The sequence below is a fragment of the Litorilituus lipolyticus genome (genome assembly GCF_006439335.1).
GTDB classification, from domain to species: Bacteria; Pseudomonadota; Gammaproteobacteria; order Enterobacterales; family Alteromonadaceae; genus Colwellia; species Colwellia lipolytica.
Genome location: NZ_SAWY01000004.1, coordinates 1 through 14,916, shown reverse-complemented (window position 1 = coordinate 14,916; position 14,916 = coordinate 1). Strand labels below are relative to the sequence as shown.

The 14,916-nt window shown below is 35.9% G+C and carries 6 protein-coding genes; 2 read left to right on the top strand and 4 right to left on the bottom strand.

Features of this window, described 5'->3' with window-relative positions:
* Together EPA86_RS02530 and EPA86_RS02525 are read right to left on the bottom strand one after the other, a co-directional pair.
* On the bottom strand, positions 1 to 6,369 hold a 6,369-nt coding region (locus tag EPA86_RS02530), incomplete at its 3' end, for an NBR1-Ig-like domain-containing protein (RefSeq protein ID WP_140601580.1).
* A gap of 3 nt (positions 6,370 to 6,372) precedes the next feature.
* Positions 6,373 to 7,290 (bottom strand): hypothetical protein, encoded by a 918-nt coding sequence (locus EPA86_RS02525; RefSeq protein ID WP_140601578.1) that lies wholly within the window; start codon positions 7,288 to 7,290, stop codon positions 6,373 to 6,375.
* Positions 7,291 to 7,507: 217 nt separating this feature from the next.
* On the opposite strand from EPA86_RS02525, the gene EPA86_RS02520 reads away from it, so the two are divergent.
* Together EPA86_RS02520 and EPA86_RS02515 are read left to right on the top strand one after the other, a co-directional pair.
* A complete protein-coding gene (locus tag EPA86_RS02520) occupies positions 7,508 to 10,750 on the top strand; it encodes a ligand-binding sensor domain-containing protein (RefSeq protein WP_140601576.1) in 3,243 nt (1,080 codons plus the stop codon).
* Between the two features lie 8 nt (positions 10,751 to 10,758).
* Entirely contained in the window at positions 10,759 to 11,577 is an 819-nt protein-coding gene (locus EPA86_RS02515; protein ID WP_140601574.1) for a response regulator transcription factor, read from the top strand.
* On the opposite strand, the gene EPA86_RS02510 is transcribed toward EPA86_RS02515, so the two are convergent.
* A complete protein-coding gene (locus EPA86_RS02510) occupies positions 11,574 to 14,213 on the bottom strand; it encodes a TonB-dependent receptor plug domain-containing protein (protein ID WP_140601572.1) in 2,640 nt (879 codons plus the stop codon). The genes EPA86_RS02515 and EPA86_RS02510 overlap by 4 nt on opposite strands.
* Before the next feature lie 425 nt (positions 14,214 to 14,638).
* A partial coding sequence (locus EPA86_RS02505) for an FG-GAP repeat domain-containing protein (protein ID WP_211664895.1) occupies positions 14,639 to 14,916 on the bottom strand: 278 nt, incomplete at its 5' end.

Sequence of the window (14,916 nt, the reverse complement as noted above, 5' to 3'; positions counted from 1 at the left end):
ACCATATATCATGCCCGTATTAACGTTTTGCCAAAGCACATCATCAACTTTATCACCATTGATATCACCGACTCCCGCCACTTGCCAATCTGTAGACACCGTACCAAATGACACGGTACTGCTGATAGTAACTCCTGACATCAAGTCGATTTCATTAGCACCCGTGGTTTGCTCGCGCCATAAAATATCGGCTTTACCATCACCATTAAAATCACCACGACCTACGACCTGCCATTGGGTTTCTTCTCGAGTACTCGGTGACTCCGCTTGTAAGACACTTTTGCCATTCATCAAGTAAACATAACTTTGACCTGTTTGGCTGTTATGCCAGAAAATATCTGCCTTACCATCTCCATTGATGTCGTGTTTTATAGCAGTTCCACCAACACTCGCATCAAGTGGGTCTTCGTCTTCACCATCAACTGTACCATCACCATCCGTATCATTATTATGTGGGTCTGTACCTGCTTGGTATTCTTCTAGGTTAGTTAGCCCGTCATTGTCTGAGTCAAGGGCTGCGTCAGAGGCATTATAAGCATTTAAGCCATGCTCATTTTCAAAGGTATTTGTCATACCATCACCATCGGTATCAAAACTTAAAGCGATACCGCTTTGATTTGAAGAATTTTCTCCCCAGCAAGTTATTCCTTCATTGCCTAACGCACAGCTATGCAAACCTCCTAGGCTTAATGTTGTCGGTTTACTTATCGCAGGTGCATTTAATAACCACGGTTCATTTTTGCCCCAACAATTGATGCCTATATCATCTATCGCACAGCTATGGTAAAAGCCTGCTGAAATATATTTAGGGTTAGTCAAACTTGGCACGCTTGTTTGGTTATCAGTATTTTTACCCCAGCATTGCACGCCATTATCGTCAATAGCGCAACTGTGATAGCCACCTAAAGAAATTTGTTTTGGGTTAGCTAACATAGGAGGCGTAGCTTGACTGTAACTATTACTTCCCCAGCATTGCACGCCATTATCGTCAATAGCACAACTATGTAGTCCACCCGCTGAAATCATTGTTGGATTTGCTAATTGTGGTGGCGTTGTTTGATTCTCATTACTCCGCCCCCAACAAACAACACCAGTATCGTCTATAGCACAACTGTGATAGCTACCTGTTGAAATAGATTTGACATTTAAAAGGGCCGGTACTGCACTTTGATTATAATCATTCCTGCCCCAACATTTTACCCCTGAGCTATCAAGGGCACAGCTATGATTACCACCTGCACTAATTTGTTTAGGGTTTAGTAAGGCTGGAACATTTGTTTGACCGTATGAATTATCTCCCCAACAAGTCACTTCATTGTCATTTTTCGCACAGGTATGTGTTGCCCCTGCACTGACTTGATAATCCGCTACAAATGGATCCCTGCCATGCTCAAATTCCCAAACGTCTGGCAAGCTATCATTATCTGAATCTTGATTAGAGTTAGGCGAAATAATTGTAACAGGCTCAGTCCAAAGGGTCTGCATATCCTCGTTACTATCAACTAAGCGTAACCTTGCGCCTAGTTGGTCACCCGCTTGATAATTCGTTAAGTGAAGAGAGGTATTAGTGGAATCATTAATTTTTTCTCCATTTAAATACCACTGGTAAGTAAAGGTATTTTCAGCAAAACCTGCAAGCAAAGAAGTATCAATTGTGAGTTGACTTCCATTAAGAGAGAAGCCTGCTATAGATATTTTTTTCTGTATTACATCAGGGGAATGCCCCAAAGCTGCCTTCCAGAAAACAGAATCAGCAGGATTGTTCACAAGTATATGATTATCAAATACACTCACATCTGCATTTTCGGGTAAAACAGAGCCGGTATCATATTCTACCCAATTAATTCCATCTTCCGAGCGCCATACGTCATTTTTATCATCAGCATACTTATATATTTTATCAAATATCTGCTCAGCACTATTTTCAACAAATTCGGGCTGTATATGATCGCCACCAAATAACCAAAAATATTTATTGAAACTCACAACTTCATGACCAAACCTGTAACCCCACGGAGCCTCATCAAGCTCTTTATTCCATGTGATACCGTCTTGAGATGACCATATATCTGCACGTGGAAAACGTCCTCCATATGCGCTTGAGTCAGTAGTATAACCACCGGCAATAAATAGCTTGTCTTTTGTTTGATAAACAGCTGTGTTCATTCTTTTACCAAACGGAGCATTACTGGTGTGCTGTATCCAGTTACTTCCATCAGGTGATGACCAAACATCAGAAAGCTCCGAATTATCAACCAAATCGTCTCCACCAATAACCCACAATTTATTATTAAATGAAGTTATCGCTGCTCGTAGTCGTAATGGATAAGGAGCATTTTCTAATACTTTAAGCCACGTTTTACCATCATCTGAAGTCCAGATATCCCCTTTATAGCCATCAATATCATCATAGCCCCCAAAAACATAAACTTTGTCGTTATGAACAACCGCACTTATTGAAGAACGAGCTGTAAATGGTGCATTTCCAAGCTCTAATTGCCAATTTTCATTGTCATCTGAAGACCAAATACTATTAACTCTAACTCCATTATTTTTACCACCGATCATCCATATCTTATTTTTAAAGGTTACCGTTGCATATTGAGTGTAATTGTTAATTTCATCTGCTTCTGAAACGGGTTCCCACTCATTATTTTCCTCAGAGGTGAGGGTCGTTACAACAAGTCCTGAAGAGCGATCTGACTCTCTATTGTTATAATAACCAGTAATACTTTCAAGATGTCTTAACTTATATGTATATGTTTTATTAGGAGACAAATTATATTTATCGGTAAAAGATGTGTCGCTACCAACATAAAGAATGGTGTCTCCATAAGATGAATCATACCTTGTTAAAACAAAATCACTTGAACCACAGGTAGAGCCCTCCCATGATAACGCTACGAAATTCATTCCTATATCAGTTGCTATTGGATCTGGGGCATTATCAGCAGGAGTTGTAACTTTAACAACTGGGGAAGTAGAGCAATTATCTAAAAAGTGGTCAGAGCAGGCATTCAATCTAAAGTAGGCTTCAGTACAAGCTAGGATCTCCTTATTAGATACACTGGTACTTCCAGTAATAATAGAAGTGCCCGAAGTTTCATCCCACCAATCAACAACAGAAAAATCAGGTGTTGATGAGCGTTCTACAAAGTAATGACCTGCACCAGAAACAGAAGGCCAGCTTAAGTCAACTTTATAGTCAGATTGTCCTCCCCAACGAGGGAACACAACCGTAGGCAAAGGAACATCTGTAGTAACTAGAACATAAGCAGAATTATTGCTTTCATCTGTTTCTTGATAAGTATCATTGTGATCTGCAATAGAACAGATAAACCAACTCCCCGTTAGACCCGACGGCAAGGTTACTGTTACATGTTCTCGATCAGTAATATCAGAAGCATTTAAACCACTTTCCACCTCAGCTAAAAATGTGTCTTGCTCCGCAGAGCAATCTATATCATTTGATAAATAGAAACCTAATTGAACACTCAACAGTGTGGTACTATTGCCTGTATATCGTTGGCTAGATTGTAAATCTAAATTTAAACCAGTTTTACTAAGTAAACTTACACTATTAACATAAAAATCATTATCAACGGATGAAGTAATTGAAACTGAAGAGTATGTCGATTCTGCTGAACATGTCGTTATATAAGACGATTGGCACGACTTAAGTTTATAGTAATAACTGTTACCATCACTAACATTAGTATCTATATAACTAAAATCTACTCCCGAATATATTTCACCATAAGAGCCATTACTCGAAGTTGAGCGCAATAAACGATAATAATCACCACCACTTGAATTATTCCACTCAAGAGAAACACTAAATTCACCCTGTGTATAATTAACGTAAGGCTTGCTTGGCGTACCAGGAACATCAACAGCAACATCGGTTACCGTAAATGATTTAGGCTGGCAATATATACCTTGTTTGCTCGCTGATTTTTTATAAATAGCACAGGCGAGTAAATAATAACTACCCGCAGTCACAGAGTTTGACACTGTATATTGATAAGAAAAACTTTCAGTATTGCCATTCGCTAAGGTAAACCCACTTGAACCACTTCTGTATATAAGAGTATCACTATCATCAAAGGCATTATCTGTTGATAATACAAACGCTGCCTCAAACCAATTTGAAGAGGAAATGTATCCTGGGTTATAGATAGTTGCCGCTAAAGAGGTGGTCTCCCCTTGTTCAACCGATACACTCGAAGCAGTATAAGATTGTATTAACAATGTCTCATCTGAAGTTGGCATTGCCGTTTGCAAACTAATAGGCGCAGAGTACTCAGAGCAACTAACACCACTATTATCAGCACAGGCTAAAATTCTATAATAATAGATAGTGTTTGGCGTTAACCCTTCATCGGTATAGCTAATATTTGCTCCAGAATAAATATCATTATAACCACTTGATGGATATTCTGAGCGCTGCAAGCGATAAAATGAAGTGCCACTCGGTTGGCTCCAAGAAAGAGTATTGGCATTACCTCCATCTAAAGCTAATTGTGTCTGAAATGTGGGGGCTAACATACCATTAACGGTTATATCAACCCAAATACCTGCACCAAAAAACTGATTATTAACATTCATACGCCAGTAATCACGGTAACTAGTATCTGAAGAGCTAGAAGTTGGAGCGGTCATCGTAACACTAAAAGTAAAAGACTCCCCTGAGGCTACTGTACCAGTAACACACGTAGACGTTGTATTGCCAATAGAGACACCCGTATTATGTTTTAAACAATAACTAGAATTCCATGTATTGGCACCAACATTTACCATGGTCCATGTTTTTTGAAATTGCTCTCCACCATCAAACTTTGTACCATCAAGTACTGTTTCTCGTAAAAAGACAGCGGCATTTGCAGGTGAGTTAACTGTCACTCTCTGAATTGCCGTCGCCCTATTTCCGCTGCTGTCTATTGCTTGCCATGTTATTTCATGCTCACCTACACCAAATGGTCCTGTTGTTGAAGGTAATACTGCAACAGAGCCATCAATGTCATCTATTGCGCTAGCATTACCTAAGCTAACCGACATTGAACTATTATATGCAGGGGCTGTAACCGTTATATCGTTCGGTAAAGTAATAACTGGGGCAACTCTATTAATGTAAGTTAGCGATACATTTTGACTTGTTGTGTTTGTAGAAGAAACAACACATCGCTGATTTAACTGCTTACAGTCACCAGACCATATATGATCATAACCACTAAGCGCTTGTGCTGTTAGTGTAACGTCTTCGCCAACATTAATATTGATAGCACAATGAATGCCAGAGCAGTCTCCTCCTGCACTACTAAAGTTTACACTCCCCTTACTTGAAGCTAGAGTTACCTGCACAGGATACAGCTCTTGAGAGATTATTTCTGGTTCAGCTTGACTAGGTACAGAGTAGACTTTAGGCGTTGTAGTGCTAACTGAAACTGGTAATTCAACATTTATTGATGCCGTTCCTGAAATTAATGCTGGATCGGCTTCTTCAGGATCAGGGTAATAAACAGCAACATTCCAACCTAACATTGAAATATCAGCCATAATAGCAACACCTGCTGTTATCGTTGGCTCAACTGAAAAAACATAATCTCTTCTAGTAATACTAATATCTGTCCCAGCTAAGTTACTTACATCAACACCATAAGCTAAATGTTCTTGTCTGCCTATCAGCGTAGAATTGTTATAATAATCTATCGCTGAAAATCCAAAACCTATTCCACCATTTAATCCGCGTGCAACCCCTATCTTTCCTGAAACTCCACTTAATTTAGCAACTCTAGCTAAATCAAAATAAGTGGTTTTGCTATAATCATCATCATAAATACCTGTCTCAAAGACAACCATATCTGCTAAATTACCAACATCATGCTTAAATGGCAGCCGAGCTTCTATAGGGCCAAGGTTAATCTCTTCATCAATATTAATATTAGTGCCAGAGAAAAACTCAATGATCCCAAACTCAAATGGTTCATTTTTCAAAAATGACATATTGAAGCCTGGGTCAACAACCTTTAACCAAGCAGCAGCTGAAATATCCAAATCTGCCCGAGTCATTAATGAGGGGTTAGTATAACCATCACTTTCAACATCTATTCCTTCACCGAAGTTATAGGAAAAGATATAATTATAACCAACGTCATAGCCACCTTTTGTATTAAACTCAAATAATTGAACACTAAAAACACTCCATGATAATGGCTCAGCAGCAGCTAAGCTATAACGGTATTGTTTACCATCTGTGTACTGCTCTTGGATATAATTTGAATCAGGTGTCCAGGCAGCATTTGCGGCCGTCGTTACCGTTAAAAGCGTGGCAATGGCTGCTGATTTTTTAATTAGTTTTTTTATGTTCATCTATTACTTCCCTTCAACAGTATCTAGTAAAGTAATCACCTTGGAGTTAGTTGAAAACTTGCCAATACTGGTAAATTGATCGTTACCACCAGTAATATAATTATCAAACTTCAGCGTCAATGAACTGGCATTGCGAAGTACAATCTCCATATTATCTTCATTGCCACTGAGCATAATGAAAGATTCAGGCTCTTTTTTTAGTTTTAAATAAAGATCTTTTCCATCTCTAAAAGCAACTAAATTCAATTTTTGACTGTCGATAAATTTATAAATGCTTGCAAAACTACTAAAACCTTCCATTTTTCCAGAGGTATTCATACTATTGTTTTGACTCGGCATGAACATTTGATGTTTATTAGAGTAATTAACATCAAATGTATAATAATCAGCAATGTTATTAGGGTTAACTATGCGGGAATAATGGAGTGTTAGGTCTTTTTGTTTATCAAACATGGCAGCAAGAGATTTAACTTCACTCAATGAAGATAGCTCACTATTCTCTTTTTTAGCTTGATTCATATTCTTTGTACGAGCACTAATATCAAAACTTTTAAATTGCTCTGCTTGAGCTTCTATTGTGACAGCACTTTCACCTTCAGGTAACAGAAATATTGTATGTTTATAGGTTAATTTATCACTGTCAGTTAACTCACGTTTATATAGTGTATTATCAAATGCATTAACTAACGCTTTCACCCATAACTCAGCAGAGCTATTAGGCGCAATATTAAGCAAAACATTGTCATTATTTGACATACCAATGCGATCAATAATAACAATATTCTGTATAGCAACTTGTTGCTTTAATTGATAAAAACTAATGCTTTTTATTTTTTCATCTGTACTTATTGCATGGGAAGCTGTGATACAAAACACAGCAAAAAATAAGCCAATAGATAAAATACAATTTTTGATATTCATTGTGTTCCTTAATATTATCAGAATATTTCAATAAACTTAGTGATTAGATACCTATATTTACTGGTAGTCAAAAAGAGTCCTTACAGCTGAGATGTTCAAGCCTCAGTAACATTTCCCTTTAAAAAACTCCAATAATTCACAGGAATTAGCAAAACTTTCACAATAAATAATGTTACATTTGTGTTATTGACAGTTTTTATTGAGTGAAAATAGAGTTATGAAGCAAAAATGGACTTTAAAAGTTGTTGCTTTATGTGTACTTCAATGTTTATTCCAATTACATAGTCTAGCCTTTGAAATGAGCTCAGCTCAGTTAATTCAGCTTGGTATATCCGAAAATAATTCATCACAAGTAAACTTACCCTTAGCAAAATACCAAAGAGATTTATATTTTGATAATGTCACCTTAGCGGATGGCCTCAACCAATCATCAATTTATGCTATTGCAAAAGATCTTTACGGCTTTACATGGCTGGGAACACAAGATGGCTTGCATAGGTTTGATGGGTACAAAGCTGAGCTAGTCAAATTAAGCCAAACCGACATTCCACATTACCGCTTTATTAAAGCACTGAAAATTATCAACAATATTTTATTTATTGGCACGACTGAAGGTTTGATTGCTATTGAACTTGCTAGTGGTTTTAAACATTACTTCTCAGCTTTAGGTTTTAAAATAAATACCATTGAAAAGGTAAAGCAACAAATATGGCTAGGTACTGAAAAAGGCATTTACATCCTCAATCAGCATGACTTAGGCATTGAAAAAAAACTTAATGTCATTACAGATATATGCCAACAAACCTTAAGAGTGAACAAACAGCTATGTAGTAATGATAGCCGGGCACTTTTATTTCAAGCAAACAAAAACAAAATGTGGGTAGGAACAGTAAATGGCTTGTACACTTTAAACCTCAACACGAACAAAGTCAGCTATATCAAGGTAGATTTTGAACAGCCAGCTATGCTCTCAAGCAATGATATTCGTGCACTCTTTTTAGATAACTTGAATCAAGTGTGGATAGGCACTTTTGATGGTTTAAATCAATATATTGAAAAGACTAAGTCCTTTCATCGCTACATTAAAGCCCCTAACATTAGTATTCACAGTTTTGATGCGACTGAGACACTCACTAGTAATAAGATTAAAAGTATAAGCCAAGATATAAAAGGATACTTATGGGTCACTACTACCAATGGCCTGAATCGAAGTGATGAACCAGTTGACGCAAACAGTGAATCTATTAAAAAGTGGTATCAATTTAACCATCAAAGCCAAACAAATAATGGTTTATTGAGTGATTTAATTCGCACTAGTTATGCAGATAAGCAAGGACGAATATGGCTTGGCACCAATAAAGGCCTATCTGTTACTAATATTTATCGAACCCAAACCCAAGTAATAAGATCATTTAATGGCGACAGTAGATTAAGTTATATTATGTCCTATAAGCAAGATAGCTATGACAATCATTGGCTTGGTAGTCGAAATGGCTTAACGGTAGTAACTAAACATGGTAAGCAGGTAAGAATATCGGGCATTGAAAATCAGCCTGTTTACAGTATTGCCTTTAGTGAAAATTTTGTTTGGGCTGGTACAAAAAAAGGCTTGTATAAAGTAGATTTAAAGCAATTTAAAATCCACACCCTTTACAATGCAAGTAACTCCCCTATTGATGGTAGATATATCTATACTCTCTTATCCAGTGATAACAATATCCTTTGGCTAGGTACTAGCTATGGCTTATTAAAGTTTAATTACGTAAGCAATAAATGGTACTATTGGAACAAAGCCGAAGGTTTAGCTGGTCATGAAATATACAGCTTAAAGATAATAGATTTTTCAACAGCCAAAAAAGCGCTTTGGATTGGTACCAATGCTGGTTTAAGTATTTTAACAAATGATAATGCTATTGTTAATTTTCATAACAAAAATTCAAATCTAAACTCTAATTGGATTTTTGACATTAACCAAGACAGTTTTAACAAGATTTGGCTCGCCACTTCCGGAGGCATTTATAGCTACCAGCCCAAGACACAAGCCTTTGAGTATCATACTATTATTAAGGGCAATAGCTATGCCATTCTATTTGATAGCCTTAATAATTTATGGGTAAGCACTAACCAAGGTATATACCAATATAATCAGCAAACAGCACTAACAAAGCAATACTTACCTATTCATGGGTTTTCCGATCTAGAATATATTGATAACTCAAACTTTAAAAATAATATGGGAAAATTTTCTTTTGGTGGTTTATCAGGTATCACATTTTTCTCTCCTGATAAAATAGAATCTTTTCAGCAAAAATTACCCTACAAAATTAGCTCTCTTGAAGTAAATAATAAAAGTATATCCCTATGGCAGAAATACCATCAAACTGAAAGTAGTGCTCTCTTTTTACAAAATACACTGAGTATTAATTGGAATACTAACAATTTCAAGGTGCTTTTTAATAACCCATACTTTGCTTTACCAAAAGATAAAAATAATATTGCAACTAATTTAATTGAAGGTCAGCTTGAGCTTAGCTATCTCAGTTCTGGACAGCATAAAATCGATATTCCTGTTAATTCAGACTCAGGTAAACTGTTAATTTATAAAGCGGCTCACCCTTTACTCTCAGCTTGGGCTTTTATTATCTATGCTCTACTCTTATTATGCTTGTGCTACTTTATTTGGCGCCACTATTTTTTAGATAAATATGCTAAGTCACTTAATATTAAAAACTTGCTTATTGAGCAACAACAGATTGAATTAAAGCAAAACTTACAAGCTAAGCAGCAACTATACTTCCAAATTCAACATAGCATGAAGTCCCCTATATCAGCTCAAAAAGGTTTTATTTATCAAATAAATAAACTACTTAAACAAGACAATTTAGATAAAATATCACTTAATAGAAAATTCAATAAGCTAGCTCAGCTTCAAGAGCACCTAGCTTTAATGGTTGAAGAGATCTTACATTTAAGCAAAACAGATAGCATAGAGGCCTTAAAGAAGATCAATGTATTAACCGTGATAAAACAAATAAAAGAGGCTCTTGATGCCTTAACATATGAGAAATCACTAACAATAAAATATGATATTGATCAGTCAATAACACAAGACATATTTCTCATTGCTACTGAGCATAGCTTATTTAATATTTTAGAAAATATATTAACCAATGCTATAAAATTCTCTTTTGAAAATAGCCAAATTGATTGTTCGTTATCACTTAGTAATAAACAATTACAGATAATCATTTCTGACCTAGGTATAGGTATACCTAAAAATGAAATTAAAAACATAAAAAATACTTATTACCGTGCAACAAACTCAAGTGAGACAAAAGGTTCTGGGGTTGGTTTGGCTATTGTATTTAATACAATTAAAACTATGAAAGGAGATATTAAAATCTCCAGTGAAGTTAATAAAGGTACTCAGGTTTCTATAACTCTACCTTTAGCGCAATAGTGGGATAAATGATGGATTCATTTTTTAGCGAAATAGATCAAATAATTAAAAATAAAGCTTCAATAATGCTGGTTGAAGATGACTTGTGGAAAAGAACTGAACTAGAAGAGTTTTGCTTAACCGAAAATTTACTTTGTTACAGCTTCACCAGTGCTGATGAAGCCTTAACACAAGTTAAAATAATCAAACCAGATTTAATTATTACCGACTGGAAACTACCTGGCATTTTGGACGGCTTAGCATTTGTAAAAAGAATAAGAAGTCAATACGCTAAAGATGTGCCTATTTTATTTATGACAGCTTGTGCTGAGGATGACACTCAATATAAAGCACTCGAAGCAAGAGCAACCTCCTTTATTGATAAACAAGCTCGGATAGAGATACTTGATGAACAAATTAAAAGCCTTCTATTATTTAGAGCAAAGGGCTGTAAGCTTGATGAAATTACAACCCCGCAGTTATTCAAGTTAGCTTTAAAAAACTCCGACTTAGAAATAATCAAGCAAGTTCAAATATATAGCAAAAAATACTTTAGAGCAGAACAAAGTATTAAGAAGATTTTAGCTGAATTAGATAATCTGTTATTAATTAAAGAGAGTAAAGTCAGAGCTGTATTGAAAAAAAATCTTGATACATCTCCTCAGCAGTTTGTTATTTCTTATGGTTTATTTTTAGCCACAAAAATGTTACTCGATGACATATCAGTTCAAGAAATAAGTTATAACTTAGGTTATAAGGATGACAGTAATTTTTCCCATGCCTTTAAGAAAAAATATAAACTGTCACCCAAAGAATACAAACAATTAAAACTAATTCAGGTAGCTTAAAACTGCTGGGAATATAGTAAACTAAAGTAACGCCCTACAGGTGAATAGAGTCCTCTATTAAAGTAAGGCCACAAATGGTTTTTATCATCATCATCTTGACGATAGAATGATGGTTCATTATCAAGGATATTAGCTATAGTGAATTTAATACTAATATCCTTGGTTAACTTATAGTTAGCAAAAACATTAACTTGCTGATAAGGGCTCACCTTTCCTGTACTTTCAATTAACTCGCTATTCTCATCTAAGGCATTATAATCACCCTTAGCACTACCTTGATATAACCAATGCAGGGCTAAACTAAGCGCTGAAGTAGCATGATAATCTAGAGTGAAATTCACCTTACTTTCAGGTCTAAAAGCTTGTTCGGTAAAACTAAATCGGTCACTTTCTTGGTAAGCTAAATAATCTGCCTGTAACAGTTTAGACGCTGTAAAGTTATAGCTTACAGCTCCCATTTTTCCATGAAAGATGATATCTACCCCTTTATGACGCTGACTAGCAATATTGACTGCTGCTTTTTTAATACATGATAATTCTACTGTGCTGTCACCATTTGAGTTAACGCCATTATGGGTTATAAAGCCTGGCTGAGACAACTCATCACAACTGTTCACAGTACCAGTAAAATCATATAGCTCAGGTTGCCCTAATAAACGATAACTCCCCTCAGTATAAACAGCGCCATCTAAGTCGATACCCCATAAATTTGCGGTTAATTTATGTTGGCCAAAATCATAGGATAAACTTGTATCCCAATAGTTTCCTTTTTCCTCTGTTAGCTCTGTTGAACCACCTAAAATCAGCTGGTAGTTGTCAACCCTATCTCTATCATTAGGATCTAAGCCATGCCTTATACTACCAATTAACTGAGAATCTCCCATATACACTCGTTGTAGATCTGGCGCTCTAAAATGGCGTCCTAATCTTAAATTCCACTGCCAAGTATTAGACGCATATTGAATAGTAAATGCTGGAGTAAAAGCGCCATTTACATTCGATACATCATCATAATAATCATAACGTAATGCTAAGTTAGCTGATAATTCTGTAGTAAACTGAGTATTAAACTCACTTGCTAAAGCATAACGGGTTCTACTGCCATTACCGTGAAAAGCAAAGTATTTATGAAACTCTCGAGCCAGAGTTTGTTCATCCTTGGTATCTGAGTATGATTCCTTCACTACATCAGTTAATAGGGCATAATTTGTTTCACCCAAAATTGATTCAAAATCACTACGCCAGACCAATTGAAATTGTTGAGACTTTGCCTTAGCTTCTTGCTTGCTAATCCCTTGTGTTTTTTCAACCATATCTGCTGACATTGTACTTAAAGGATACCAACGCCCTATTTCATTAGGATCTGGTGTCATTAAACCAAGTAGTACTTGTTCAATAATTTGATCACTAGTATGATCAAGTTTTTTCGTAGCAAATTGCCATGAAAACTCTATTTGCCCTTCATCAAGTTCTGCTACTATCTTTTGTAAGGTAGAAAAGCTTTTATCCTTCATGATAAATTCTTGCTGACCATATTCATTAATACTCCTTAATACGCGATAAATATGATCACCAGAATCTAATGATGTTTTCAATTGTTTAGGAGTGTTTTCACTCGCAAACAAGTACATACCAAAACGCTGAGGAGGTCCCAACTCTTTGGTTGTTTTGTTCATTAACTGCCAGTTACTTTGGTATTGCCAGTTGTCTGATGTTTGATAGTTTAATGAAGTTAAAAAATTATATGATTCATCTTCTGGGAATAAATTTCTTTGGCTATAGTGACTAACCTTACAGGGTTTTGAACTATCACCTTGCCACCTTGCATATTCGCCAACTAAATCCTTACACTCTTCCTCTGTAGGTAAAATCACTCTATCTTGGTGGTAATTTTTTGAAATATCTAAAAAGTAACCTGCAAAAGAACTCCAGTAACCTAAGTCATAAGGCCCTTTTTCATCAGCGTAAGGCCTTTGTTCTGAAGCTAAGGCTTCATTGTTTTCTGCATGAAAAATGGCGTAGCCTGATAGCTTTTTATAATTTATTGGTACATTGAAAGCGAGAGATTTCTTGCTGCCTCCTCCATTAGAAGAATCTCCATATGAAAGATCAACAGAAGGATTTTCTAAGTTAGCTTTAAGAATAATATTAATTACACCACCAACAGCATCCGAGCCATATATAGCACTACCTCCAAGAGGTAAAACATCAATTCGCTCAATCATAGCTAGGGGATAACCATCAATATTGAAAAAATTATCAACTCCATCCTTTGCACTAGGGTAAATAGGCATACGATGCCCATTAATAAGAACTAAGGTTCGATTGCTACCCATACCTCTCAAATTTATAGAAGAAGCTGATCTTGCAGTTCCTGAATCATCATTACTATTTAGTTGACTACCAGACGTGATCGTTAATTGCTGTAAAAAATCAGTTAAGTTATCAAAACCCTGGCTTCTTATCGTCTCAACTGAATAACTTCGGACATTAGCGACTTCTACATTAATAAGAGCGCTACCAGTGACTGTTATTTTTTCAATTTCATCAGCAAGCAAACAGGTTGGGGCTAATATAAACAACATTAAAGACTGAGTTATTGTCTTTGCTTTATTTATTAGGGAAGGGCTAAACAAAGTAATTCCTTGTATTTAGGGTTATAGCAAAAGAATAGCTATCTACATTTTTTGTTTTTTTTACAATAAGCAAAAAACCATGTCAAATTATATATTCAGTTAACATATTGCCTTTCTTAGAACGAAAAACCCAGATCACCTGTATTGGCTGGTGTCAAAAAAACATTAGGTGAATTATTTCGAAAACTATTAAATTGCAATATCGTTGACAACATTTGTTTGATTTTTAAATCGACAAAGAAGTATAACTAAAGTAAAGATAAGTAATTATCTGAATAGAATATAAACAGAGGAATATATATTAAATGAAACTATTGCCTCGGACTTTATTTAAACTTAAACTTTGAGTTTTCTTTCATAAAACAAAATTAAGCTTGATAAAAAGCATCGGAGAGCAGTGCTTTTTAATGGGCTCTTTATCTAGCTCAAATTGACGTTACTACAGCCCCAATCAATCGCCAATCTGTGCCAATAACCGCTGAGCTACCTTGGCCTATAATGGCATTGCCATTCATCAGGTACATATAAGTAGAGCCACTGCTTTGGTTACGCCACAAAATATCAGCCTTACCATCACCATCAAAATCGGCCATGTTCGCCATTTGCCATTGCCTATCTGCTATGCGATTAATCTGTAAACTTTGATTGATTTGACCATCTCGCATCAACCAACTCCAGTTTGTGCCGTCACTGCTCCTAAAGA